Raw genomic sequence first — 25,858 nt, forward strand, 5'->3', positions numbered from 1 at the left:
CCCCTCAGCTTCTGGGAGAATATCGGCTGCCGAGCGAATAGCGGTTGCCGGCATAGACGAGCCGGTTGACCGTGGCGACGGATGCTCCGGACCAGGTACGGCGGTGGAGCAGCAGGCACGGCGTGCCGGGTTCGATCATCAGAAGGTCCGCCGTTTCCGCGTCGGCAGCGACCGCCGAGATGACGTGCTCTACCTCGGTGAGCGGGGTGCTCCGCTGCAGGTAGTCGAAAGTGGTCGTCGCCTCGAAATCCTGGTTCTCGTAGTCCGGCACCAGTTGCGAATTGACGAAGCGTTCCTCGAGTTGGACCGGCACGCCGTTCTCGTGATGGACGATGACGGAATGCGCGACCGGGCGGCGGGTCGAGAATTCGAAGGCGGCGGCCAGATCGGGGGAGGGAAGGGTGGCCTCCAGCACGATGACTCTCGCATTGTGGCGCGCGCCGCGTTGCTCAATCTCGTTTGCGATGTTGTTGATTTCGATCAGCGCCGACTGCGCCTTCGGAGGCGCAACGAAAGTACCGACGCCCTGCACGCGCAGCAGGTGCCCCTGCGAAGTCAGTTCCCGCAGGGCGCGATGGACCGTCATGCGCGACACGCCAAGCGAGGCGACGAGTTCGTTCTCGGACGGCAGCTTGTGGTTAAGGCCCCAGGCGCCGCTACCGATGTTGGCTAGCACATACGCCTTGACCTTTTCGTAGAGCGGGCCGGCCGAGTCGGGCAGGGCGCCTTGCCCGGACCGGTCCATCGCGTCGGCCTTCCGGCTCATCGCCCCGCCTCCCCGATGCGGATGACGGTCTTCAGACCGCGCGCCTCGCCGCGCAGGAGGCGCTCATACGCGGCCGGCACGTCGTCGAGGGTGATCTCGGCGTCGATCAGGCGCTGAAGCTGCGGCGACAGGTCCGGCAGCATCGCCACCGCGTCGGGCAACTCGTCGATGAAGGCATGGCAACCGACAAGCGCTGTCTCGCGCTCGACCAGCATGTTGAGGTCGATCTCCACCGGCGCATTGGCGATGCCGACAAGCGCGAGCGATCCACCGCCCGCAAGGATGTCGAGCAGCGATTTCAGCACCCGCCCGTCGCCGGTGGCGTCACAGGCATGCCGCACGGACTTGTCGCCCAGCGCTCGGCGGATCGAGGCGGCGTCGAGGTCGACCACAGTCGCCCCGGTGACGTTCGCGACGAGACGCGCACGCTCAGGATTGCGGTCGGCGACCAGTACCGGTCCCCGGTGAAGCCGGGAAAGCAGGAGCGCGACGAACCCGCCGATCGCACCGCAGCCGACGACAAGGACAGGGTCGCCGGTGGGTGCGGCCAGCCGGCGCACGGCATGGAGCGCGACCGCCATCGGTTCGGCCATGGCTGCGATGACGGGGTCGAGCGAGGGATCGTGCCGGCAAAGCAGTCGGGCGGGCAGCGCGACGTACTCGGCAAAACCTCCGTCGCACACCTCGCCGACAAAACCGAGACTGGCGCAGACATTCGTGCGGCCCGCGCGGCAGGCCTCGCATTCCCCGCACCAGTAGCGCGAATCCGCAACCACGGTGGCGCCTACCGAAAGTCCGGTGACGTGCGGGCCGACGGCGGCGACGACGCCGGCGAACTCATGCCCGGCCACCGAGGGTGCGCGGCTGATCCAGTGGCCGGTCCTGTAGTTGTGGAGATCGGATCCGCAGATACCGGCGGCGGTGGTGCGAACGACGGCCCAGCCCGCAGCCGGAGCGTCGCAGGGGTCGATGTCCTCGACCCTGAGATCGCCCGCCGCGTGGAGCCTGACCGCCTTCATGTGCGCCTCAGAGATAGTCCTCGCGCACGTCGGAGACGGCGTGCTCGTGGGACGAGAAACCTTCGTAGCGGGCCAGTGTCCTGGCGGCCTTGGCGAAGTCGGGATAGGCCGACGCGGTGACATAGCCGACCGACGAGCGCTTGACGAAATCGTGCACCGAGAGCGGGCCATAGGTCCTCGCCCATCGGCTTGTCGGCAGCACGGCGTTCGGCCCGAGGCCGAAATTGGCGATGGAGACCGGCGTGTGCGGCCCCATCAGGATTTCCGCGGCTTCGGTGATGTGCGCGAGATGCCGGAACGGGTCGGTGGAGAGAATCTCCAGGTGCTCGGGCGCATAGTCGTTGACGAAGGCGTAGCTGTCCTCGAGCGAAGCCGTCAGCACGATGCCGCCGTAGCTGCCGGTCAGGACGGCTTTCGAGAAGGCGACGCGCTGCTCGGTCATGCGCGCCCAGTGCTCGGGCAGCGCCGCCAGCGCTTCCTCGGCGACACGCCGGCTGTGCGTTACCAGATAGGCAGACGAGTCCGGCCCGTGCTCCGCCTCGATCAGGAGGTCCAGCGCCGCGAGGCCGCCCTTCACGGTCTCGTCGGCCAGGATGATCGACTCGGACGGGCCGGCGGGCAGGCCGGGATCGATGACGCCGGCCAGCAGCCGCTTGGCCGCGACCACCCACGGGCTGCCGGGGCCGACGATCTTGAGGGCGGGCTTCACCGTCTCGGTGCCGAATGCCGCAGCCGCCACGGCCTGCGCGCCGCCTGCCTTGTAGACCGTCTCGACGCCGGCGATGCGGGCGGCGACCAGGGTGGCCGCATCGACACTGCCGTCAGGCGCGGGCGGCGTCAGGATCGCGAGGTCGGGCACGCCGGCGACCACGGCCGGCACCGCCGTCATCATGGTCACCGACGGGAACGCGCCCTTGCCGCGCGGCACGTAGATCGCCACCGACTTGATCGGGGTGATGCGGTCGCCTGCATAGGCGCCCGGCCGAATCTCCTTCAGCCACATGGCCTCGGGCTTCTGTTCCTCGTGGAAGCGCCGGATGTTGTCGATGCCGAAGCGGATGGCCTCGACGACCTCGTCGTCCACCATGCCGAAGGCGGCGTCGATTTCGGCCTCGGTGACCTTCAGGCCGCCGGCCTTGACGTCGGCCTTGTCCAGTTCCCTGGCGAAGCGGACCAGCGCCGCGTCGCCTTCGGTGCGCACCGCCTCGATGATCGGATGGACCTTCTCGGTGAAGGCGGAAAGGTCTGTCTCGGACCGCCTGAGCAGCCCGGCGCGGGCTGCCTGGTCGAGCCTGGCGGTTTCGTGGAAGGAAACTTCGGTCATGGTGCAGTTCCGACTCGGCGGCCGGCCTTCATTTCGACTTGAGGAAAATCTCGAGCCCGACAAGGCGGTCGAGCAGGATCACCGCAGCCACCGCCGAGGCGATGAAGATCACGGAGATCGCCGCCAGGTCGGGCGTGATGATCGAGCGGATGGAATTGTAGATCTGGACCGGCAGCGTGACGATGCGGGCATCGACGAGAAGCAGGCTGACCAGGAACTCGTTGAGCGCCAGGATGAACATCAGGAGCGAGCCGCTGATGATGCCCGGTACGACCGCCGGCAGCGTCACGTGGAAGAACGTTGAAAGCGGCGGCGCGCCGCAGTTCGCCGCGGCAAGCTCGAGGTCGGGTTCCAGGCCCGACGCGCTGGCCATGACCGCCCAGATCATGAACGGCAGGTTGATCACCGTGCAGGCGACGCCGACTGGCCACAGCTGGCCGAGGATGCGCATCTCGCCGAACAGCAGCATCAGGCCGATGCCCGAGCCGATCAGAGGAATGGTAAAGGGCAAAAGCAGGTAGATCTGGAACGGCGTCTCGAAGCGCAGGCGGTATTTCGCCAAGGCGATGCCGGCCAGCGTGCCGACGGGAATGGCGAGTGCAGTGCAGACCGCCGCGACATAGAGGGAGCGGCCGAAGGCGCGCCACAAGTCGCCGGCGCCGGCGATCCTGGAATACCATTTGAGCGACAGGCCCTCCGGCGGAAAGGCGATGATGTTGCCGGCCGTGAACGAGGCGCCGACCACGACGACAGTCGGGATCGACAGGATCGCCAGCACGCAGCAGACGACCGTCCAGAAGACGATGCGCTGGCTGAGCGGCATGGTCATCGGCGCGCCTCCTTCGCCAGGGTTCCTGCGCCGAAGACCGTGAAGACGAGGCCGACGAGCAGCGAGCCGACGGCGACCAGAAGGAGCGTTAGCGTCGCGCCGAGGCCCTGGTCGGAGGTGCGGAAGAACTGGTCGTAGATGGCGTTGGCGATGAAGTCCTGCGACCCGCCGCCGAGGATCGCCGGCATCGCGAAGTCGGTCAGGGAGAGCGTCAGCACCACCAGTCCAGCCCCGACGAGCCCTGGCCTCACGAGCGGCAGGACGACGTGGACCATCGCGCGAACCCAGTTGGCGCCGAGCGACTGCGCCGCCGCTTCCAGTTCTTCGGGGATGGCGGTCATGGCAGGCGCCAGCATCAGGACGGCGAAAGGCAGCATGTACTGGACGAGGCCGAACAGCACGGCAGGATAGTTGTAGAGCAGCCTGAGCGGCGCGACGCCGATCAGCCCGAGAGCCTCGTTGACCATGCCCTGGTTGCCGAGGACGATCAGCCAGCCATAGGCGCGCACGACCTGGCCGATGAAGAACGGCAGGAAGAGCGCGATGAGCAGGATCTTGCGCAGCCAGGGCGACCGCGTGCGAACCATCACGTAGGCGTAGGGAAAGGCGAGCACCAGCGTGATCGCGGTGACGATCACCGCGCCGAGCAGGCTTCGCGTTGCGACCGTCCGGAACAGCGATTCGGTGAAGGCGCGCTCAAAATTCGCGAGCGTGTAGTAGTCGGATGGCAGGAAGGTCGAGGTGTCGAGCGTGCGCAGGCTGGCATCTGTGATTTCGACCAGACCGAGCACAAGGAGGCCGACCACCAGCACCGCCGGGGCGATCAGTAGATAGGGGATCGCCTTGCCGAACCGCGCCGGCCAGAGCGCGGCTGCAAGCGCTTCCGCAGCGTCCATGACGCGCCAGCCGATAGGATAGGCTTTGGTCGATCGCACGAGGATTTTCCGTGACAAGATGGGACCGCCGCCGGAGACGGCGGTCCCGATATGGATCAGCCCTGCATGATCGACTTGAACTTGGCGAACCACTCGCTCTCGTTCTCGACCTGGATCTTGGACGAGATGCGGATCAGGTTCTCGAAGTCCTCGGGCTTGGTCGGATAGGACGGGTCGCCGACCAGGTCCGCCGGCGGATTGACGCCGGGGACGACGCCGGGCAGGCCGAGGCCGTCGAGCCAGACCTGCTGCGCTTCGACGGTGAGTGCGTGGTTGATGTATTCCTTGGCCCAGTACAGTTCGTTCGCCGGCAGTCCCTTGGGAATCCACAGGCCGTCGGTGTCGAACTTGCAGCCTTCCTCGGGCACCACCCACTTGATGTCGATGCCGTTCTTCTTCGCCTCGCGGGCGTTGGTGGAGATCGTGCAGGCCGCGTCGATCTCGCCGCGTTGGAACCAGGTGGTGAAATCGGGGTCCTCGCCGAGCAGCGGCTGCTGCTCCTTCATCTTGGTGATGAAGTCCCAGGCCGGCTGCATGTTGCCGGGGATGTCCTCGAGCTTGCCGCCGCCGGCGACCTGGGCGGGGAAGTGGAAGCCGATGCCGTCATTGTAGAAGGCGAGGCGGCCCTTGAACTTCGGGTCGAGCAGGTCCTTCCAGGACTTCGGCGCGCCGTCGGGGAAAGCCTCCGGCCGATAGGCGAGGACGTAGACATAGCCATAGGTGTTGACGATCGGGTAGCCATCGAGACCGACCGGCTTGGCCAGGTCGGTGGTGTTCTTCAGGTTCGGGAGGTCCGACAGATCCTCGGTGACGCCGCGCAGCGCAGACTTGGTGGCGTTGGTGGTGGTGTCCCAGTTGATGTGGATGGGCGGAACGCGCCCCTGGGCGACCGCGGCCCAGACCTTGGGCTGGATCTCGTTGTCCTCGGTCAGGTCGTGGCGAATGGCGATGCCGGTCTTGGCGGTGAAGCTGTCGGAGACGCCCGCCTTGAGGCTGTCGACCCAACTGCCGCCCCATGCGCGGATGATCAGTTCAGCCGGCTTGTCCGGCTCCTGCGCCATCGCCGGGCGCAGGCCGAGCGCCGAGATTCCGGCGACGCCACCGGCGGCGGCAGCGCCCTGCATGAAGGATCGGCGGCTAATCGTGTCGGTCAGAAACTTCGTGCCTTTCATCGTTCATTCTCCTCTGGTTGACCGGGTTCCCGCCCCAGCTTCGGCGTGGTCCGGATTTGCTTTGAAAACGTGCATGTCGACGCCGTTCCAGCCGACGAAGACGGCCGCGCCAGCGTCGAGCTGGTTGTGGCTCGCGGGGTCGCGGTCGAAGATGCGCAGAAGGCCGTCGACAGGAAGCGGCGCCTGCACCTCGTAGACGACTCGATCGCCCTCGAAGATGACGTCGGCCACAGTGCCGGGCAGGACGACGTCCATGTCCTTCAGCGCGTCGGCGTCGGTGGCGATCCGCACCAGCTCGGCGCGCACCGCGCCGCGCACCTCGTCGCCGACCACGACCGCTCCACCGCCAGCCAGGCGCCCGGTGAACCGGTGCGCGCCCTGCGTGAAGAAAACCAGGTCGCCGGTAGCCTTTGTGACCGCGCCGGAAATGAAGTTGGTGACGCCGATGAAGCCCGCCACGAAGGCGCTGGCCGGCTTGCGGTAGGTCTCAACGGGATGGGCGTTCTGCCGGATTTCGCCGCCGTCCATCACGATCACCTCGTCGGAAACGACGAGCGCCTCGCGCTGGTCGTGCGTGACGTTGATGGTGGTGACGCCGAGTTCGCGCTGGATGCGGCGGAACTCGAGCTGCATTTCTTCCCGCAGCTTGCGGTCAAGCGCCGCCAGCGGTTCGTCGAGGAGCAGCAGGTCGGGTTCGAAAACCAGAGCGCGCGCGATCGCTACACGCTGCTGCTGGCCGCCGGACAGTTCATGCGGCCGCCGGCCGCCGAGACCAGTCAGCTTGACGAGGTCGAGATAACGCTCGACCCGCTCCGGAATCGTTCGCGCGTCGGCCCGGCGCATCTTGAGCGGGAAGGCGACATTTTCGGCCGCGGTCATGTGCGGGAACAGCGCCAGCCTCTGGAACACCATGCCGATGGAACGCTTGTGCGGCGGCACCGCGCTGACGGCTTCGCCGTTGATGACGATCTCCCCGCTGGTCGGACGCAGGAAGCCGGCGATCATGCGCAGCAGCGTTGTCTTTCCCGAGCCGGAAGGGCCGAGGATGGTGAGGAACCTGCCGCTGGCCAGGTCGAAGGACGCGGACTTCACCGCATGCAGGCCGTCATACACCTTGCTGACGTTCCGGACGGAAACGGCCGGGACGGCGTCATCTGCCGCAAGATCGGGCGCATGGCGCATTATGTATTCCCTGAAGGGGCAAGTCGGTGCATCAGTGTGGTATATACAAGCATGTACAACATCGCCCGGCAATAGGCTGATGGGCGCTCAGACTGAGGCGAGATAGCCGCCGTCGATAGGAATGCAATGGCCGGTCACATAGGCTGAGGCATCGCCGGCGAGGAACAGGACGGCGCCCGACAGGTCCTCCATCCGGCCGAAGCGCCCCTGCGGGATCTTGGCGAGCATCGACGTTTCCCAGGCCGCATCGCTGTAGAAGACCTCGGTCATATCGGTGCGGAAATAGCCCGGTGCGATGGCGTTCACGCGAATGCCCGCCGGCGCCCACTCCGCGGCGAGCGCGCGCGTCATGCCGAGCAGGCCGGTCTTGGAGGACCCGTAGGCGACGGCGGTCGGGATGCCGACATAGGAGGTGAGCGAGCAGAGATTGATGATGCTGCCGCCGTGCCCGCCCGCCGCCATCGACCGCGCCGCCGCCTGCGCACAGAAAAAGGCGCCCTTGAGATTGGTATCGACGATGCGGTCCCAGAGCGCCTCGTCGACGTCGAGCGACGGTCGCACCTCCTCGTAGCCGGCATTGTTGACCAGGATGTCGATGCGGCCGAGCCGGCCGGTGAGTTCGCCAAGCGCGGTTGAGCAGGCGTCGATCTCGCGGACGTCAAGCGCCAGCGGGACCGCCGTGCCCCCCTGGGCGCGGATGGCGCCGAGGGTTTCGTCCAGAGACGCCGGATCGCGCGCACCGGCGGCAACCGTTGCGCCGGCTGCCGCAAGCGTTTCGGCGATCGCGCGGCCGAGCCCGCGGTTGGCGCCGGTGACGACGGCAATGCGGCCCACCAGAGAAAAAGCCTTGAAAACGTCCTGCATCGTCGCCTCGTCGCGTGGGGGTGGCCGCAGCGGCGAGCCATGGCTGCATAGAAGCATCAGCCAGAGAGCACGGGCAAGGGGCGAAGCGCCGCGCCCCCGCCGTGCCTCTCGTCGGTCGCTAGACCAGCGGTGTGGCGTAGACCGGCGTCGGGATGCCTTCCATCCTCGCCTTGATCTGCAGCGCGACGAACTTCGAGAAGAAGCGCGACAACGCGAGGTTGCCTCCCTGGAACCAGAGGTTCTCCTGCGCCACCGGCTTGTACATGTTGCGCAGCTCGCCGTGCCACGGGCCGGGATCGTTGCGCGTGCCCGAGCCGAGCCCCCAGCAGGTGCCGATCGAATCGGCCGTTTCGCGCGAGACGATCTTGGCCACCACTTCGTGCATCGACTGGAAGCCCGTCGACTGGATGATCGTGTCGGCCTGGATTTCCGAGCCGTCGGCGAAACGGATGCCACCAGGCGTCAGCGTCTCGATGCCGACGCCGGCCTTGATGCCGATCTCCCCGTCGATGATCAGCTGGGAGGCGCCGACGTCGACATAATAGCCCGAGCCGGTGCGGTAGGCCTTCATCATCAGCCCCGTCTCGTCGTGGCCGAAATCGAGCAGGAAGCCGGTCGCCTCCAGCTTGCGGTAGAACTCGGCGTCGCGCGCGCGAATCCGGTCGTAGAGCGCCTTCTGCTTGGCCGGCTGCAGCGCGAACGGCGTCGCCGCGCCGAGCAGGTCCGCGGTGTCGACGTCGATGCCGCGTTCGACCGCCGCCTCGCTGTAGGTGTCGAAGGCGAGTTCCGTCAGCGTTTCCGAGCGGACCACCGTGGTTGGCGAGCGCTGGACCATGGTGACGTCAGCGCCGGCCTCCCAGAGGTCGACGGCGACGTCATGGGCGGAACTGGCCGCCCCGATGACGACCACCTTCTTGCCGGCATAGGCCGAGCCGTCCGAGTACTGGCTCGAGTGAAGCACCTCGCCCCTGAAATCGGAAGCGCCCGGCAGGTCGATGAACTTCGGCGGGCCGTAGGCGCCGGTCGCGAAGACGAGTTGCGCCGGCCGCAGCGTGACCGGTTTGCCGTCGCGAACAAGCTCGACCGTCCAGCGCTTCTCCTTCTCGTCGAAGCTTGCCGACGTGCATTCGGTGCCGCCCCAGTAGGTCAGTTCCATCGCCTTCACGTACATTTCCAGCCAGTCGCCCATCTTGTCCTTGGGCGTGAAGACGGGCCAGTTGGCGGGGAAGGGAATGTAGGGCAGGTGATCGTACCAGACGGGATCGTGCAGCACGAGCGAGCGGTAGCGGTTGCGCCAGGAATCGCCGGCCTTGGCGTTCTTCTCGACGATGACGGCGGGAACGCCGAGTTGGCGCAGGCGCGCGCCGAGCATGATGCCGCCCTGGCCGCCGCCGATGATCAGGCAGTAGGGGTCGGCGCCGTTGCCGTAGGCGGCCTCTTCCGCCGCCCTGCGCTCGGTCCATTTCTTTCGGTTGCGGTCGGCGCCGTGGCGCACACCCATCGGGCGGGTCGCGCCAAGCGGCTCCTCATGGCCGTCGAGCGACTGCAGCGTCGTCAGGATTGTGCGGCACTTGCCGCTCTCGAGCGTCAGGATCCCGCGACCCTTTCCGGTCGCCGTTGCAAAGGTGAACCACGCCTGGACGGGTTCCGTTCCGGTGCCGGAAGCCTGGGTGACCTGCCAGGACGAAGGGGCCGTCCGCGCGAGCGTCGCTTCGAGCATGGCCGCGATGGCGGGCTTGCCCTCCATCGTCTTCACGTTCCAGGTGAAGGCGACGAGGTCACGCCAGTAGCAGTCGTCAGCGAAGAGTTCGAGCGCTCTCGCGATCTCCCCGCGACCGAGACGTTCGCCCAGATCGGCGAGCCAGGCGGCAGCCTTTGCTGCAGGTGCGGTGTCGTGCATTCCATTTACCTCTGATTGCGCGGCAGGAAACGCCGCCTGAAATTAGTCGCCGAGCGGCTCCAGAACCTTGCCTTTGCGGTGGTTCAGGATCGTGTACTTGATGCGGCGGAGCGTTTCACGCGATTCGGGATCAAGGCGATACCCGACTGCGGTCGAGATCAGGTCGAGGATCACCAGAAAAGCGTAGCGTGATGCGGTCGGCTTCATCGGGTCGGGGAACTCCGGAACGTCGACGGCAAGTGTCACGTCGGCCTCGGACGCCAGGTCCGACTTGGGCGCGGTGATCGCAATCGCCTTGGCCCGGTAGTGTCTGGCGAGCGACACCGCCTCGACGACTTCCCGGGTGCGGCCGGTGCTCGAGACGGCGATCACGACGTCGGTCGGCTTCACCGTCGACGCCGTCATCTTCATCACATAGGGGTCGGAGTGGGCGGTCACGATGATGCCGCAGCGGAAAAGCCTGTTCTGGGTTTCCTGCGCGAGCACCGTCGAACTGCCCCCGAGGCCGAACACCAACACCTGGCGCGCGCCCGCGATGAGATCGGCAGCGCGCAGCACATCGGCCGGATCGATGCTGCGCTCGACAGCGTTTAGGGCCATGCGCGCCTCGCCGAACACGATGTTCCAGAGTGGCGAGCCGTTCTGGTTGGGCTCGGGCGGGGGCAGGGGGGCGAGATAGAAATGTCCGACGACCACGCTTTGCGCGAGCTTGCGCTTGAAGTCGCGGACGCCATCGCAGCCGATCGCCCTGCAGAATCGCGTCACTGTCGGTTCGCTGACATTTGCGCGCCTGGCGATCTCGGCATTCGAGGCATCGACCGAAAAGGTCACGTCGGCAAGGACGGCGTCGGCGACGCGCTTTTCCGCCGGGCGTAGGTCGCTGTAGGAAACCCTGATCTGCGAGAGGATGTCGGGAATCAGCCCGGCGTAGGGTTCCGAGGTGTCATCCGGTTCTCCGCCTGCCCGAGGCATCGCGCGTCCCCCCTGCAATCCGGCATCTGCCATCGTGACGATCCGATATTTCGCTCGTTCTTTTCAATCCGGCCCAGAACTCGTACTGCATCGACATCCTGTAAGAAACTTACAGTCGTTGCAAGCTAGGAAAATCCATATATTTCAAACATATCTGTTTCGCAAGCGATTCATGGGGTAGCTCATTTTGATTGCTTGACTTAGAAAGTCGGATAGTTACAAACTATATGAGGGCGGCTTCGAGCATCACACAATGCCGCCCTGACGTCGACAGGGGAACGGCGAGCCGATGACGCAAGACACTTCCGGACAACCGAAGCTGCGGGTGAGGAACGCGACGAAGGCGTACCATACGCGCTCGGGCGACCTTATCGCGATCGATCGCTGTTCGCTCGACATCAAGGCCGGCGAGATCGTTTCCATCGTCGGTCCGTCCGGCTGCGGCAAGACGACCTTCCTCTGGTCCATGTCCGGGTTGCACGGGCTGACGTCCGGCGAGGTCCTGCTCGACGGGAAGCCGGTGACGGGTCCGAGCCGAGATATCGGCATGGTCTTCCAGGAGGCCAACCTGCTGCCCTGGCGCAACCTCGACGCCAACATCAACTTCCCCTTCGAGATCATGGGCACGAAGCCTGATCGCGCCTGGATCGACAGCCTGCTCGGCCGCGTCGGGCTGGACGAATTCGGCAGCCGCTTCCCGCGCGAGTTGTCGGGCGGCATGCAGCAGCGCGCCGCGCTGGTGCGGGCGCTGTCCTACAAGCCCTCCGTCCTCTTGATGGACGAGCCGTTCGGCGCGCTCGACGCGTTCACGCGCGAGGAGATGAACCGGCTGGTCGAGGAGATCTGGCTCGACACGCCGACCACCATCGTGCTGATCACGCACTCGATCGAGGAGGCGATCTTCCTGTCCGACAGAATTGTCGTGATGAGCCCGAGGCCAGGGCGCGTGGCGAGCATCCACGAGGTGCCGTTCCCGCGCCCCCGCTCGCCGGAGATCATGTCGACCAAGGAAGTTTTCGACCTGACCAACGTGATCAAGCTGGAAATCGTCGGCACGCAACAGAGCCGCTATCCGGCCCGGGTCGCCGAAGCCCAGCCCGAAGCACAGTGAGGACAGCGTGAGCGAAACCGACGCAATTCCCGAGTTCAAGGCCAAGTCCGCCGGCGGCGACGTCGGCATCACAAACATGTCGGCCCTGACGTCGGGGGCGGGAATCAAGTCGCTGGGCGAAGTGCTGGCGATCGTTCTCGTCGCCGTCTTCATCATCGGCGGCACCGAGCTGCTGGTCGCGGTCTTCGAGGTGCCTCAGTACGTCCTTCCCAGGCCCAGCGAGATCGCGATAGCCCTCGTCACCGAATTTCCGCTGATCGCGCCGCATCTCGGGCACACGCTCGTCGAACTGCTCGCCGGCTTCGCCATAGGCGCTTCGGTCGGTCTGGTGCTTGCAGCCGTGATCACGCAGTTTCCGTTCGTCGAGAAGATCGTCACGCCCTACATCCTTCTGCTGGTGACGACGCCGATGCTGGCGCTGGTGCCGCTGCTGATCCTGCGCTTCGGCTTCGGCTACGAGCCACGCATCATCGCCGTCGCGCTCGCCTCCGGCCCGATGGTCATGATCAATGCCGCGACCGGTTTCCGCCGCGTCGATTCCGGCAAGATCGCGCTTGCCCGCTCGTATGGCGCATCGACGCTGCAGATATTCTGGAAGGTGCGGGCGCCGATGGCGCTGCCGATGATCTTCGTGGGCCTGATGGTCGGTTCGATCTTCGGCCTGCTGACCGCCGTCGGCGCCGAGATGGTCGGCGGCGGCTTCGGCCTCGGCAATCGCCTGACGTCCTATTCGTCGATGATCCAGATGCCGCAGTTCTTCGCGGTCGTTCTGATCCTCTCGCTGCTGGGCATCCTGATCTATGTGCTCTTTTTCCAGCTGGGCAAGAAATTCGCGAGCTGGGAGGCCTGAGACTGCCGCCGGGAGGAAACGGCGCCAGAAGTAGAACAATGAAACGAACGTCAACATAGGGGTAACTGACATGATGAATCGCCGTACATTCCTTCAGGTTTCCGCCGCCGGCGTGGTAACCGCCAGCACGCTCGGCCGCACCGGCGTCGCCAGCGCCGAGGCCTATCCGAAGTTCACCTGGATCTCGCCGCGCGGCACGCTCGAGGTGCTCGACGATTATCCCTACTGGATCGGCAAGAAGATGGGCTACTTCTCGGATCTCGGCATCGAGACCGACATGCAGCCTGGCCCGTCCGACGGCACCGCCACCGTGAAGTTCGTCGATGTCGGCCAGGCCGACATGGGCTTCCCGTCGCCCGGCGTGTTCTCCTTCGGCCTCGAGAACGGCATGAAGCTGAAGTCGGCCTTCCACATGGGCGCCAAGGACACCTTCAGCCTGGCCTTCCGCAAGGGCGAGGGCACCAACGACCTGAAGACGCTGGAAGGCAAGACCATCCTCCTCGGCTCGGCCGCCTGGCAGTCGATCGTCGATCCGATGCTGGCCGTTCAGGGCGTCGACGTCACCAAGGTGAAGTACGCCGAGGCCGGCTGGCCGACCTGGGGCACCGCGCTGGCCGCCGGCCAGGGCGACGCGGCGCTGTCGTGGGAGGGCCTGCGCGCCGAATGGATCGGCAGCAAGCTCGAGTTCGAATACTGGCTGGGCGTGCAGCATTCGCCGCTCTTCGCCAACACCTTCGTGGTGCGCGCCGCCGATCTCGAGGATCCCGACAAGAAGGCGTTCCTCGACAAGTACCTGCGCGCCTGGGCGATGGGCCTCGAGTTCGGCTACCACAACCCGCGCGCAGCCGTCGAAGCCGTGTTCGAACAGTTCCCGACGCTCGCCACCAACATCGGCCCCGACCTCGGAACCACGTCGATCCTTCAGCAGATCACCGTGTTCCGCGGAGACATGGACAAGCGCGCCGGCTGGGGCGACCACGACATGGGCGCGTGGCAGACCTTCTTCGACAAGATCTACGAACTGAAGCAGGTCTCCAACCCGATCAAGGCCGAGGACGTCTGCTCCAACGCCTGCATCGCGGCGGCCAACGACTTCGACCACGCGAAGGTCAAGGCGGACGCCGATGCCTACAAGCTCAGCGACGCCTTCGCGGCGATCGACGTCGAGAACGTCAAGGCGCATCTCTACGACCAGGCCGTCAAGGGCTGACCTGCGTCGAAGAACAGTGTGGGGCGGCGTTCAGCCGCCCCACCACATGACAAGCGGATGGGGAGGGCCAGATGGCCGATAAAGTGAAAGTACTCGTCGTCGGTCTCGGCAACATGGGCGCCTCGCACGCCAGCGCCTACCATCGCAATCCCGGTTTCGAGATCGTCGGCCTTACCAGCCGCACGATCAAGTCGAAGAAGATCCCCGAGGAGCTGAAGGGCTATCCGCTTTTCGAGGACTACGAAAAGGCGCTGCGGGTGACGAAGCCGGACGCGGTGTCGATCAACACCTGGCCGAACACGCACGCCGACTACGCCATGAAGGCGATCAACGCCGGCGCCCACGTATTCATGGAGAAGCCGCTGGCGACAAACATCGCCGACGCCGAGGCGGTGGTGAAGCTGGCGCGCGAGAAGAACAAGAAGCTGGTGCTCGGCTACATCCTGCGCGTCCATCCGAGCTGGGTGAAGTTCATCGAGCTCGGAAAGACGCTCGGCAAGCCGCTGGTGATGCGCCTGAACCTCAACCAGCAGAGCAACGGGCCGGCCTGGAGCTGGCACAAGAACCTGATCGACAGCCTGATCCCGATCGTCGACTGCGGCGTGCACTATGTGGACGTCATGTGCCAGCTGACCGACGCCAAGCCGGTGCGCGTGCACGGCATCGGCGCCAAGCTGTGGGCCGAAGCGGACAAGCCCAACTACGGCCACCTGCACGTCACCTTCGACGACGGTTCGGTCGGTTGGTACGAGGCCGGCTGGGGCCCTATGATGAGCGAGGAAGCCTTCTTCGTGAAGGACGTAGTCGGTCCGAAAGGCGCCGTCTCCATCGTGCCTGGCCATTCCGAGGGCAAGGACCAGCTGGCCGATATCTCGGATTCGGCCGACATCGACCGGCACACCAAGACCGACGCCATCCGCTACCACCATGCCGAGGTCGGTCCGGACAAGAATTTCGTCAAGAAAGACGAAATGTTCAACATGACGGACGAGCCCGGCCACCAGGAACTGTGCGACCGCGAGCAGGCCTTCTTCCTCAAGGCCATCCAGGAGGATCTCGACCTGACGGAATCGATGGACGCCGCGGTCAACAGCCTGCGCATCGTGCTGGCGGCCGAGCAGTCGATCAACGAGAAGCGCGTCGTCGAACTGGCCTGAGGGCCATTCCCTGAGCACATGCGGGCGGGCCTTGCGGCCTGCCCGGTGCCGGCTGAACCAACGGAGAAATCCCGATGAGTGCCGTGCGAGACTTTGATCTCGTCCTGAAAGGCGGTCGCGTTCTCGATGAACGCAACGGCGTGGACGGCGTGCTCGACGTTGCGATCAAGGACGGCCGGATCGCCGCCGTCGGCAGCGACCTCGCCGGCCAGGCCAAGCGTGTCGAGGACGTCGGTGGCGCCATCGTTGCGCCAGGCCTGATCGACATCCACACGCATGTCTACCACAAGGCGACGTCGCTCAGCATAGATCCCGGTTTCATATCCCGACGTTCGGCAACGACGACGCTGGTCGACGCGGGTAGCGCCGGCGCGGGCAACTATGACGGTTTCCGCGACTATGTGATGGCGAACTCGCCCTATCGCATCTTCGCGTTCCTCAACATCTCGTTTCCCGGCATCTTCGGCTTCGACAAGGGCGTTTCGATCGGCGAGGCGACCTTGCGCCATATGCTGCCGGTCGACCGCTGCGTTGCCAAAATCGAGCAGAACCGCGACCGCATCGTCGGCGTCAAGGTGCGGATCGGCGGTCCGGTCACCGGCGAACTCGGTCTCGGCGCGCTGGAACTTGCGCTGGAGGCAGCCAATGCCGTCGGCCTGCCTTTGATGACGCATATCGGGACCGCGCCCCCGAGCTATGCCGACGTCGTTTCCATGCTGCGGCCGGGCGATATCCTGACCCACTGCTTCCGCCCGTCACCCAACTCGGCGCTGGATGCCGACGGCAAGGTGCTGCGCGCGGTGCGCGACGCGCGCGAGCGCGGCGTGCTGTTCGACATCGCCCACGGAATGGGCGCCTTCGGCTACGAAACAGCCGAGGGTGCGCTGAAGGACGGCTTCCTGCCCGACCTCATCTCGTCCGACGTGCATGTCATCGCGGTCGAGGGACCGGGCTTCGACCTCCTGCACACCATGAGCAAGCTGCTCAATTGCGGTATGACCCTGCCCGACGTCATCGGCATGTCGGCGAACCGGCCGGCGCTTGCAATTCGCCGGCCCGAACTCGGCCATCTCGGCGTCGGCGCTCCCGCCGACATCACCGTGTTGCAGCAGGTCGATAGCAACTACGTGTTCGAGGACGTGGTTGGCGTGAGGCGGCAAGGCACGACCCTTCTGCAGCCGGTCGCGGTCTATCTCGGAGGCAAATCGATGGAGGTCGCGCGCCGGCCCTTCGAGGAGCCGTTCATCCTTGGCGGATGCCAGGGACACCAGCACTGAGGAGGTATGCGTTGAGCTACAAGGCGATCTACACCTACGCCTGGGATCTGGCGGAAACCGGCGTCGCCGCGGCCACCGCGGAGTTCCGTGATCTCGGGCTGGACACGGTGACGATCGCCGGCAGCTACCACGCCGGCAAGTTCATGCGTCCGCACGGCAAGGCTGGCAAGGTCTTCTTCCCCGACGACGGCACCGTCTATTTCAACGCCGATCCCTCGCGCTACGGCGCGATCAAGCCGGCGACCAACGGGCCGCTCGGCGAACGCGACTTGCTACGCGAGCTGACCGACGACGGCAGCATGGCGGTCAATGTCTGGCTCGTGCTGCTGCACAATACGCGTCTCGGCATGGTCCACCCGCAAGCGGTCGTCCGCAATGCCTTCGACGATCCCTATTTCTACAATCTCTGCCCCTCGTCGCCCGATGCGCGCGCCTACGCGGTCGGCCTCGCCAGGGACGTCACGGAGAATTATCCCGTGCGCGGCATTTCCGTGGAGGCGCCCGGCTTCACGCCCTACGCGCATGGCTATCATCACGAGTTCGCGCTGATGAAGTCGAACGTCTGGCTGGAGAACATGCTTGGCCTCTGCTTCTGCAGCCACTGCGTTGCCGGGGCGGAGAAGGCCGGAATCGAAGCCCGTCGCTTCAAGGCGGAGGTCGCCGGCGACGTCGCGACCTATCTCGACAGCGATATCGACTATCCCGCCGACATGGCCGAGGCGTTCTGGCGGGCGGATGTCGCAACCAATGTAGACCTGCGCCGCTATCTCGATTTCCGCAGCGGCGTCGTCACGTCGCTGATCGGCGAGATCCGCTCCGCCGTCCGCAAGGACGCCGAGGTCGCGGTGATCCCATCCGTCGCGCGACCGACGGGCGGCGCCTGGTACGAGGGTAGCGACCTCGCCGCCATGGCCGACACCGCCGGCATTGTCGAAGCCTGTTTCTACGAACCCAGCGCGATGCGGGTGAAGGCCGACCTGTTCGACATCAGGCGACGGCTGAAGGGCAAGGGGACGCTGCGCGGCATCCTGCGCCCGTCGCATCCCGACCTTGCGAGCAAGGGCGAGTTCCTGGAAGCGATCGCTGCCTTGCGCGAAGGCGGCGTGGAAGATCTCGCCTTCTACAATTGGGGTCATCTTCGGCGGGCGAACCTCGCCTGGATCGGCGATGCCTTGCGGGGGACGACATGAGCGGCCAGTTTTCGGGAAAGACCGTCGCCATTACCGGTGCCGCTGGCGGCATCGGACAATGGCTCTGCCGCTTCTTCGGCCAGGAAGGCGCCAGCATCGCCGCGCTCGACCGCAGCGACAAGGTGCACGCCCTGGCCGATACGCTCGGCCGCGACGGCATGAAGGCGACAGCGGCAGTGGCCGACATCGCGAGGGCTGACGAGGTGGCAGCCGCCTTCGCGCGCTTCGGCGACGTGCATCTGCTGATCAACAATGCCGGCGTATCGCGCCATCCGACGCTGGCCGCCACCGACCCGGCCGGCTGGGAGGCGGACATGGCGTCGAACCTGAACGGCGCTTATGCCTGCGCCCATGCGGTGCTGCCGCAGATGGTGGCACGCCGGTCCGGCAACATCGTCAATGTGGGTTCGGTCAACGGCCTCGCGGCGCTCGGCGACCCCGCCTACAGCGCGGCCAAGGCAGGCATGATCGCCATGACCAGGTCGCTGGCGCAGGAGTACGGCCGCTATGGAATCCGCGCCAACTGCGTGATGCCTGGCACCGTGCGCACGCCGATCTGGGATGAACGCAAGGCCAAGGACCCGAACGTGTTGAAGCAACTCGAGCGCTGGTATCCGCTCGGCCGCATCGTCGAGCCCGAGGAGGTTGCCTGCGTCATCGCCTTCCTCGCTTCGGACGCCGCAAGCGCGGTGACGGGCGCCGCCATCCCGGTCGACTGCGGACTGACCGCCGGCAACATCGTCATGGCGCGGGAGCTGACGCTCGAGGATTTCTAGTTCCCAGGGGAGTTGACATGGAACGTTTGCGCATCGGGGTAATCGGACTTGGCTGGTTCGGCGAAATCCATGCCGAAACCATAGCGGGCGTACCCAACCTGGAACTCGCGGCGCTCTGCACGCGCACGCCCGACAGGCTCGCCGCGATGGGCGAGAAGTTCGGCGTGAAGAAACTCTACCGCGACTACAACGATCTGCTGGCCGATCCGGACATCGACGCAGTTTCGATCTGCACGATGTGGGACCAGCATCGCGAGCCGGCCGTTGCCGCACTCAAGGCCGGCAAGCATGTGTTTCTCGAGAAGCCGATCGCCTCGTCCGTCGAGGACGGCCGCGCGATCACCGCGGCATCGAAGGGAGCGAAGGGCATCCTCTTCATCGGTCATGTCGTCCGCTTCAACCCCCGCTATCGGATGGCCAAGCAGGCGATCGACGAAGGACGGATCGGCAAGATCGTTGCCATGTCGTCGCGGCGCAACATCCCGGCGGCGTGGACGCCGACCATCCTCAACAAGATCGGCCCGATCGTCGGCGACGCCATCCACGACACCGACATCATGCTCTGGTTCACCGGCGACAGGATCGTCTCGGCCTATGCCCAGACAACCGACGTGCGCGGCCTCAAGCATCCCGACATCGGCCAGACGATGTTCCGCTTCGCCGGCGGTGCCACCGCGACGCTGGAAACGGTGTGGTGTATGCCCGAAAAGACGCCGTTCGACATCGACGAGCGCATGTCGATCATCGGCACCGAGGGCATCATCCAGGTCCAGGACACGTTCCCCAATCTCGGCATCGTCGACGGCAACAGGCTGCATTCGCCAGACACCACCTACTGGCCGATGTTCAACGGCGTGCGCGGTGGCGCCCTGCGCGAAGAGTTCAACTATTTCGCCGACTGCGCGATCAACGGGAAGCCGGTCACGATCGGCACTCCGGAAGATGCGACCGCCGCGCTCCAAGCCACGCTCGCCGCCGAGGAATCGGCGCGCAGCGGCGACGTCGTGAGGATCGCGTGATGGCGGAGCCCGATTTCGTCTTCGATCATGTCGGCATCATGACGACCGAAGTGCAGCCGCAGGAGGACTGGGTCGAAGCCTCGAAGATCTGGGTCACCAACCCGCGCAACCATCCGGAGCACATCGAATTCCTGCGCTACCGCGACGATTCCACCGTGCCGGATGCAGTGCGCTACAACCCGCATGTCGCCTTCCGGGTCAAGGACCTGAGGCCGCATCTCGAGGCCGAAGGCGTCGAGATCCTGATACCGCCCTTCACGGTCGGCGATTTCCTCGAGGTCGTTTTCGTGCGCAAGCACGGCATGGTTTTCGAGTATATGCGCTATCTTAAGGACGGCTGGTTCGGTAACTAGGGAGCCGCGTCCGCGCGGCTCGTCGCCGGCCCGCTTTGTGACAGGATCGTACCCCCATGACTGAACTGCCCGAGGCCGTGCGTTCGCGGCTCCAGCCCGTCAACCGGACCCTTGAAACGCTGGAAACGCCGGCCGTTCTCATCGACGCCGACGTCGCCGACGCGAACCTGCGCCGGTGGCAGGAACGCTGCGACGCAGCCGGCCTCGTCAACCGGCCGCACATCAAGACGCACCGAAGCGTCGCATGGGCGTTGCGCCAGGTCGAACTCGGCGCAAAGGGGATCACCGTCCAGACCGTCGGCGAGGCTGAGGTGATGGCGGATGCCGGCATCAGGGACCTGTTCCTGACCACCATGACGTTCGGCGCGGCGAAGCTCGCCCGGCTGGGCGAGGTGGCCAAGCGAACCAAGCTTGCCGTCGTTGCAGACAGCCAGGAGGCGGTCGACGCCGTTGCCGGCGCCGCGAAGGCGGCGGGCGCGCGCATTCGCGTGCTCGTCGAGATCGAGTCGGGGGCCGGGCGGTGCGGTCTCGCTGACCCGGCCGACATCGCCGGTCTGGCCAAGCACATCGCCGCAAGCGAGGGGTTGAGCTTCGGCGGCCTGATGACCTATCCGGCGGCGGGCAAACGCCTGCAGGGCGAGCAGGTCCTTCAGGCAACGATCGAAGCTTGCGCGGCCGCTGGTCTGGATGTGCCGGTCGTTTCGTCCGGCGGCAGCCCGGACATGTGGAAGGACGACGGCTTGGCGCCGGTGACCGAGTACCGGGCCGGCACCTACATCTACAACGATCGGGCGCTGCTTTCGCGTGACACCGCGACACCCGAGCAGTGCGCGATGACCGTGCTGGCGACCGTCGTCAGCCGGCCGACCGCCGAGCGCGCGATCATCGACGCCGGCTCGAAGGCGCTCACCTCGGATCTGCTTGGCCTGAACGGCCACGGCCAGATTCTGGAGCATCCGGAAGCCGTGATCTACGCGCTCAACGAGGAGCACGGAATGGTCGACGTCTCCGGCTGCGCCGTCCCGCCGAAGGTGGGCGACCGGATCCACGTCCTGCCCAATCACACCTGCGTGGTCACCAACCTGTTCGATCGCATGTATGTGGTCAACGACGGCAAGCTTGCCGGCGCCTTGCCCGTCGAGGCGCGAGGCAAATCGATTTGAAAAGGAAAAGATATGACGAGACAGCATTTCGGTACCTCCCATGTTCCGCTCTCTCCGGCCGTGCGCGCCGGCGACTACGTCTTCGTGTCCGGGCAGGTTCCCGTCGACAAGGATGGCAAGATCGTCGAAGGCGGCGTCGGCCCGCAGACCAGGAAGGTGCTCGAGAACATTTCCGCCGCGCTTGCGCTGGCGGGCTGCGAACTGTCCGACGTCGTGAAGACGACGGTCTGGCTGAAGCGCGCGGAAGATTTCGCCGAGTTCAACGCCGCCTACGGGCCGTTCTTCCCCAAGGATCAGCCGGCGCGGTCGACCGCCGAGTCGCGTTTGATGATCGACATCCTGGTTGAGATCGAGGCCGTGGCCTACAAGCCGTTGTAGGCGATCGGCAGACATCCGGAGGTCGAAGCGGCCTCCGGAGGAGCGCCGCCGGGGTGGCTGATCGCCACCTCGAAGGCGAACTGCCTACAAACCTCATCCTCGACCTGAGTGGCGGTCCTCGGCGTTGCTGATGGCCGTCACAATCTTTTTTGGCTTACACTTGCATTTTTTTGCAATCATTATATCTTAATCGAAGAAACAAGGGAGCCACGCATGACCAGGAACGTCGGAAGCGCTGATCGCATCGTCAGGATCGTCGTCGGAATAGCCCTCCTTTCGCTCGTCTTCCTTCTTGAAGGCAGTGTGCGCTGGTGGGGTCTGGTCGGCCTCGTGCCGCTGTTGACCGGCCTCGCGTCCAGTTGCCCGCTCTATTCGATCGCGGGCATTAACACCTGCCCGGCGGTGAGCGGAAAGTGAACCTTCGCGAGACGGTCCACACCGACGGCGGGCAGGATGCCTCGCGGCGGCAGCCGCCGGGGCAGCCGGTTCCGCTGGATCCGCCAGCGGACGCCGCCGCCATGAAGGCCAATGTCGACGAGGCGTCGGGCTTTCTGAAGAAGCTCGCGAACCCCGACCGGCTCCTGGTCGCATGCGCGCTGATCGACGGCGAGCGCTCGGTGCGCGAGCTGGAGGAGCTGCTGGGCATCCGCCAGCCCGGCCTGTCGCAGCAGATCGCCGAGCTCAGGGCTGCCGGCCTGATCGTCGGCCGCAAGGAAGGCAAGCAGGTCTTCTACCGGCTCGGCGATCCGCGGGTCGAAATCTTCATCAGCACGATGCACCGGCTCTTCTGCCGGCCGCCGCAACACAAAAGCAAAACGCAGAGACCGACACCATGACCGAATTCACTCCATTGGCTTCGCTTGCAGGCGGAGGGCTGATCGGCCTGGCCGCCGTCCTTCTGATGGCTTTCAACGGCCGCGTCGCCGGCATGTCGGGCATCCTTGGCGGCGTTATCCCGCCGCTTGCCTCCGACTGGGCCTGGCGGGCTGCCTTCCTTGTCGGCGCGATCGCAGCTCCGGCCATGATCCTCGCCTTCAGCGACTACGCCATCGGCTTCGACAGCCCCGTGCCGACCCCCTGGCTTGTCATCGGTGGCCTGATCGTCGGCGTCGGCATCACATACGGTTCCGGCTGCACGTCGGGCCACGGCGTCTGCGGCATGGCCCGCCTGTCGCTTCGTTCGATCTGCGCGACCCTGACCTTCATGGCGTCCACCGCCGTCACCGTCTTCGTCGTCCGCCACGTTCTGGGAGGCTTCTGATGGCCCGCGTCCTTTCCGCTCTCGTCATCGGCCTGATCTTCGGCGCCGGCATCGCCATATCGGGCATGATCAATCCGGCCAAGGTGCTGAACTTCTTTGATGTCGCCGGAACATGGGATCCTTCGCTCGCCTTCGTCATGGGCGGAGCGCTCGTGATCACCAGCATCGGCTACTTCCTGGTCTTCAAGCGTCCGGCTCCGGCGTTCGAGCAGAAGTTCCATCTGCCGGCCAAGAAGGAACTGGATCTTCCGCTGCTGGCCGGATCGGCGGTGTTCGGCGTCGGCTGGGGCATTGCCGGCTTCTGTCCGGGTGGGGCCATCCCCGCGCTCGGCCTGATGAAATCCGAAGCCTTCATCTTTGTCGCGGCGATGATCGCCGGCATCGTGCTGGCGCGCCTTCTGCGCCAGGCGACAAGCGCCGCCGTCGCCTCGAAACACGCCTGAAAAGGAGCCTTTCAAATGGCTGAACCGCTTCCCTTCACGCCTGATCTTTCGGTCTCGCCCGTTGTCGTCCCGTTCTTCGACCAGCCGACCAACACGATCAGCTACATAGTCAAGGATCCGGCGTCCGACGCCTGCGCGGTGGTCGATTCCGTCATGGACATCGACTACGCCGCCGGCCGCATCACCTATGACGGCGCCGACAAGATCATCGCCTACATCCGTGAACACGGCTGGAGGCTGGAATGGCTGATCGAAACCCATGTCCACGCCGATCATCTTTCGGCGGCGCCCTACATCCAGACGAAGCTTGGCGGCAAGCTGGGCATCGGCGAGAACATCACCATCGTCCAGGACACCTTCGGCAAGATTTTCAACGAGGGCACCGAGTTTCAGCGCGACGGCTCGCAGTTCGATCGGCTGTTCAAGGACGGCGACAGCTACAAGATCGGCGGCATGACGGCGCATGTCATCCATACGCCGGGCCACACGCCCGCCTGCATGACCCACTGCATCGGCGACGCCGCCTTTGTCGGCGACACGCTGTTCATGCCGGACGGCGGATCGGCCCGGGCGGACTTCCCGGGTGGCGACGCCCGCACGCTCTACCGCTCGATCCAACGTGTGCTTGCGCTGCCCGGCGAGATGCGCCTGTTCATGTGCCACGACTACGGCCCGAACGGTCGCGACATCCAGTGGGAGACTACGGTCGCCGATGAGCGCGAGCACAACATCCATGTCGGCAAGGGCATTGGCGAGGACGAGTTCGTGAAGCTGCGCGAGTCCCGCGATGCGACGCTGGACATGCCCAGGCTCATCATCCCATCGCTGCAGGTCAACATGAGGGCGGGCCAACTCCCGCCGGCGGACGACAGCGGCAAGACGTTCCTCAAGGTGCCCGTCAACACTCTCTAGCGAGAGCGCCAGGGCCGTCGAAGCAAGCAGAACCATGAACAGAATCGAGACGTTCCTCCCCATCGTCGCATGGGGCAAGGCCTACAATCGCTCCGTGCTGACCAGCGACCTCGTGGCGGCAATGATCGTAACGATCATGCTGATCCCGCAGTCGCTGGCCTACGCGATGCTGGCGGAACTGCCGCCGGAAGTCGGGCTCTACGCCTCGATCCTGCCGCTGGTGGCCTATGCCATCTTCGGCACCAGCCGGGTGCTGGCGGTCGGCCCGGTCGCGGTGGTTTCACTGATGACAGCGTCCGTCGTCGGCCAGGTCGCCGCGCAGGGGACCGCAGACTACCTGACCGCCGCGATCGTCCTGGCGCTGCTGTCGGGTGTGATCCTCGTGCTGATGGGCGTGTTCCGGCTTGGCTTCCTCGCCAATTTCCTGAGCCGCCCGGTGATTTCGGGCTTCATCACGGCGTCAGGTCTGCTGATCGCCGCCAGCCAGCTCAAGCACATCTTTGGCGTCCCGGTCAAAGGAGACACGCTGCCGGAGATCGCCGAAGGGCTTTTGTCCCAGGCTGGCAACGCCAATCCGATAACCCTGGTGATCGGCATCGGCGTCGTCGCCTTCCTCTTCTTCGCGCGCACTCGCCTGAAGGGCCTGCTGAACCGCACCGGGCTGAACAGCCGGCTGTCCGACATCATTACCAAGGCGTCGCCCATCCTGGCGGTCGCGGCGACGATCCTCATTGCCGGCGCGTTCGACCTCGCCGATCATGGCGTCGTCCTGGTTGGCTCGATCCCGCGGGGTCTTCCCGTTCCGGGCATTCCGGCTTTCTCGCTCGACCTCGTCGCCACGCTTGCCGGGCCGGCGCTGCTGATCAGCGCCATCGGCTTCGTCGAGTCGGTGTCTGTCGCGCAGACGCTTGCCTCCAAGCGCCGTCAGCGCATCGTTCCGGACCAGGAACTGATCGGCCTCGGCGCGGCGAATATCGCCTCCGGAATCTCGTCCGGTTTCCCTGTCACCGGCGGCTTCGCGCGCTCAGTCGTCAATTTCGACGCCGGGGCGGAAACCCCGGCCGCGGGGATATTCACCGCCGTCGGCATTGCCATCGCCACCCTGTTCCTGACGCCGCTGCTCGCCAACCTGCCGCAGGCGACGCTCGCCGCGACGATCATCGTGGCGGTGCTGTCGCTGGTCGACTTCAAGGCCATCGGCGCCGTCTTCGGCTACTCGAAGGCGGATTTCGCGGCGATGGCGACGACCATCCTCATCACGCTGTTCTGGGGCGTCGAGCCGGGCGTTCTCTCGGGCGTGCTGCTTTCGCTGGCGCTGCATCTCTACCGGACCAGCCGGCCGCACATGGCGGTGGTCGGGCTGGTGCCCGGTACGGAGCATTTCCGCAACATCAATCGGCACAAGGTCGTCACCGATCCACCAATACTGTCGATACGTGTCGACGAAAGCCTCTATTTCGCCAACAGCCGCTATCTGGAAGACCGCATCGCGGCCCTCGTCTCTGACAGCCCGGACATCCGCCACGTCGTCCTGATGTGCCCGGCGGTCAACGACATCGATGCCAGCGCGCTGGAGAGCCTCGAAGAGATCAATCATCGCCTCAAGGATGCCGGCATCGCCTTCCATCTCTCGGAGGTCAAGGGTCCGGTCATGGACCGGCTGAAGAAGACGGACTTCCTGGAGAAGCTGACCGGCAAGATTTTCCTCAGCCAGTACGAAGCCGTGACGTCCCTGCGCACTGTTCCCTATACCGGCGCCGTCATGGCGCCGGCAATGATGGCGAGCTAAGGCGTG

At 65.5% G+C, this 25,858-nt stretch carries 27 protein-coding genes; 17 read left to right on the forward strand and 10 right to left on the reverse strand.

What is annotated here, in order from left to right; genetic code table 11:
- Positions 1–4: 4 nt before the first annotated feature.
- From hutC to ABUE31_RS00720, 10 genes are all read right to left on the reverse strand, one after another.
- The gene (hutC, locus tag ABUE31_RS00675; protein WP_367721549.1) at positions 5–766 is read right to left on the reverse strand and encodes a histidine utilization transcriptional repressor HutC; all 762 of its coding nucleotides are present in this window, start codon (positions 764–766) and stop codon (positions 5–7) included.
- The gene (locus tag ABUE31_RS00680) at positions 763–1,785 is read right to left on the reverse strand and encodes a zinc-dependent alcohol dehydrogenase (protein WP_367721550.1); all 1,023 of its coding nucleotides are present in this window, start codon (positions 1,783–1,785) and stop codon (positions 763–765) included. Before ABUE31_RS00680 ends, hutC begins: the two co-directional genes overlap by 4 nt.
- 7 nt (positions 1,786–1,792) lie before the next feature.
- Positions 1,793–3,109, reverse strand: a complete 1,317-nt coding sequence (gene hisD, locus ABUE31_RS00685) for a histidinol dehydrogenase (RefSeq protein WP_367721551.1) — start codon at positions 3,107–3,109, stop codon at positions 1,793–1,795.
- 28 nt (positions 3,110–3,137) lie between these two features.
- A complete protein-coding gene (locus ABUE31_RS00690; RefSeq protein ID WP_367721552.1) occupies positions 3,138–3,938 on the reverse strand; it encodes an ABC transporter permease in 801 nt (266 codons plus the stop codon).
- Positions 3,935–4,834 (reverse strand): ABC transporter permease, encoded by a 900-nt coding sequence (locus ABUE31_RS00695; RefSeq protein ID WP_437344072.1) that lies wholly within the window; start codon positions 4,832–4,834, stop codon positions 3,935–3,937. Before ABUE31_RS00695 ends, ABUE31_RS00690 begins: the two co-directional genes overlap by 4 nt.
- 95 nt (positions 4,835–4,929) lie before the next feature.
- Positions 4,930–6,045 (reverse strand): ABC transporter substrate-binding protein, encoded by a 1,116-nt coding sequence (locus ABUE31_RS00700; protein WP_367721554.1) that lies wholly within the window; start codon positions 6,043–6,045, stop codon positions 4,930–4,932.
- A 3-nt stretch (positions 6,046–6,048) separates the two neighbouring features.
- Positions 6,049–7,227: an ABC transporter ATP-binding protein gene (locus ABUE31_RS00705; RefSeq protein ID WP_367721555.1), complete on the reverse strand. Its 1,179-nt coding sequence runs from the start codon at positions 7,225–7,227 to the stop codon at positions 6,049–6,051.
- An 87-nt stretch (positions 7,228–7,314) separates the two neighbouring features.
- Positions 7,315–8,091, reverse strand: coding sequence for an SDR family NAD(P)-dependent oxidoreductase (locus tag ABUE31_RS00710; protein WP_367721556.1), 777 nt, complete (start codon positions 8,089–8,091; stop codon positions 7,315–7,317).
- Positions 8,092–8,209: 118 nt separating this feature from the next.
- Positions 8,210–9,991, reverse strand: a complete 1,782-nt coding sequence (locus ABUE31_RS00715) for an NAD(P)-binding domain-containing protein (protein WP_367721557.1) — start codon at positions 9,989–9,991, stop codon at positions 8,210–8,212.
- A gap of 42 nt (positions 9,992–10,033) precedes the next feature.
- Positions 10,034–10,963 carry a MurR/RpiR family transcriptional regulator gene (locus ABUE31_RS00720; RefSeq protein WP_367721558.1) on the reverse strand — a complete coding sequence of 310 codons (930 nt, stop codon included), beginning with the start codon at positions 10,961–10,963 and terminating at the stop codon, positions 10,034–10,036.
- A 289-nt stretch (positions 10,964–11,252) separates the two neighbouring features.
- Between ABUE31_RS00720 and ABUE31_RS00725 the strand changes: the two genes are divergently transcribed.
- From ABUE31_RS00725 to ABUE31_RS00805, 17 genes are all read left to right on the forward strand, one after another.
- Positions 11,253–12,074, forward strand: a complete 822-nt coding sequence (locus tag ABUE31_RS00725; RefSeq protein ID WP_367721559.1) for an ABC transporter ATP-binding protein — start codon at positions 11,253–11,255, stop codon at positions 12,072–12,074.
- A gap of 7 nt (positions 12,075–12,081) precedes the next feature.
- Positions 12,082–12,924 carry an ABC transporter permease gene (locus ABUE31_RS00730; protein ID WP_367721560.1) on the forward strand — a complete coding sequence of 281 codons (843 nt, stop codon included), beginning with the start codon at positions 12,082–12,084 and terminating at the stop codon, positions 12,922–12,924.
- Positions 12,925–12,997: 73 nt separating this feature from the next.
- Positions 12,998–14,134: an ABC transporter substrate-binding protein gene (locus ABUE31_RS00735; protein ID WP_367721561.1), complete on the forward strand. Its 1,137-nt coding sequence runs from the start codon at positions 12,998–13,000 to the stop codon at positions 14,132–14,134.
- Between the two features lie 71 nt (positions 14,135–14,205).
- Positions 14,206–15,291, forward strand: coding sequence for a Gfo/Idh/MocA family protein (locus ABUE31_RS00740; RefSeq protein ID WP_367721562.1), 1,086 nt, complete (start codon positions 14,206–14,208; stop codon positions 15,289–15,291).
- 74 nt (positions 15,292–15,365) lie between these two features.
- Positions 15,366–16,568, forward strand: a complete 1,203-nt coding sequence (locus tag ABUE31_RS00745; protein ID WP_367721563.1) for an amidohydrolase/deacetylase family metallohydrolase — start codon at positions 15,366–15,368, stop codon at positions 16,566–16,568.
- Between the two features lie 11 nt (positions 16,569–16,579).
- The gene (locus ABUE31_RS00750; RefSeq protein ID WP_367721564.1) at positions 16,580–17,758 is read left to right on the forward strand and encodes a hypothetical protein; all 1,179 of its coding nucleotides are present in this window, start codon (positions 16,580–16,582) and stop codon (positions 17,756–17,758) included.
- Positions 17,755–18,534 (forward strand): SDR family oxidoreductase, encoded by a 780-nt coding sequence (locus tag ABUE31_RS00755; RefSeq protein WP_367721565.1) that lies wholly within the window; start codon positions 17,755–17,757, stop codon positions 18,532–18,534. Before ABUE31_RS00750 ends, ABUE31_RS00755 begins: the two co-directional genes overlap by 4 nt.
- 17 nt (positions 18,535–18,551) lie before the next feature.
- Positions 18,552–19,553 (forward strand): Gfo/Idh/MocA family protein, encoded by a 1,002-nt coding sequence (locus tag ABUE31_RS00760; protein ID WP_367721566.1) that lies wholly within the window; start codon positions 18,552–18,554, stop codon positions 19,551–19,553.
- A complete protein-coding gene (locus tag ABUE31_RS00765) occupies positions 19,553–19,906 on the forward strand; it encodes a VOC family protein (RefSeq protein ID WP_367721567.1) in 354 nt (117 codons plus the stop codon). Before ABUE31_RS00760 ends, ABUE31_RS00765 begins: the two co-directional genes overlap by 1 nt.
- 56 nt (positions 19,907–19,962) lie before the next feature.
- Positions 19,963–21,069, forward strand: a complete 1,107-nt coding sequence (locus ABUE31_RS00770) for an alanine racemase (RefSeq protein WP_367721568.1) — start codon at positions 19,963–19,965, stop codon at positions 21,067–21,069.
- A gap of 12 nt (positions 21,070–21,081) precedes the next feature.
- Positions 21,082–21,447, forward strand: coding sequence for a RidA family protein (locus tag ABUE31_RS00775; RefSeq protein ID WP_367721569.1), 366 nt, complete (start codon positions 21,082–21,084; stop codon positions 21,445–21,447).
- A gap of 213 nt (positions 21,448–21,660) precedes the next feature.
- Entirely contained in the window at positions 21,661–21,864 is a 204-nt protein-coding gene (locus tag ABUE31_RS00780; protein WP_367721570.1) for a YgaP family membrane protein, read from the forward strand.
- A 101-nt stretch (positions 21,865–21,965) separates the two neighbouring features.
- The gene (locus ABUE31_RS00785; protein ID WP_367722490.1) at positions 21,966–22,283 is read left to right on the forward strand and encodes an ArsR/SmtB family transcription factor; all 318 of its coding nucleotides are present in this window, start codon (positions 21,966–21,968) and stop codon (positions 22,281–22,283) included.
- The gene (locus ABUE31_RS00790) at positions 22,280–22,708 is read left to right on the forward strand and encodes a YeeE/YedE family protein (protein WP_367721571.1); all 429 of its coding nucleotides are present in this window, start codon (positions 22,280–22,282) and stop codon (positions 22,706–22,708) included. The genes ABUE31_RS00785 and ABUE31_RS00790 overlap by 4 nt, the downstream gene beginning before the upstream one ends.
- On the forward strand, positions 22,708–23,151 hold the full coding sequence (locus tag ABUE31_RS00795; RefSeq protein ID WP_367721572.1) for a DUF6691 family protein: 444 nt from the start codon (positions 22,708–22,710) through the stop codon (positions 23,149–23,151). The genes ABUE31_RS00790 and ABUE31_RS00795 overlap by 1 nt, the downstream gene beginning before the upstream one ends.
- A 15-nt stretch (positions 23,152–23,166) precedes the next feature.
- Positions 23,167–24,063 carry an MBL fold metallo-hydrolase gene (locus ABUE31_RS00800; protein WP_367721573.1) on the forward strand — a complete coding sequence of 299 codons (897 nt, stop codon included), beginning with the start codon at positions 23,167–23,169 and terminating at the stop codon, positions 24,061–24,063.
- 34 nt (positions 24,064–24,097) lie between these two features.
- A complete protein-coding gene (locus tag ABUE31_RS00805) occupies positions 24,098–25,852 on the forward strand; it encodes a SulP family inorganic anion transporter (protein WP_367721574.1) in 1,755 nt (584 codons plus the stop codon).
- Positions 25,853–25,858: the final 6 nt, after the last annotated feature.

The organism is Mesorhizobium marinum (assembly GCF_040813675.1).
Classification (GTDB): domain Bacteria; phylum Pseudomonadota; class Alphaproteobacteria; order Rhizobiales; family Rhizobiaceae; genus Mesorhizobium_K; species Mesorhizobium_K marinum.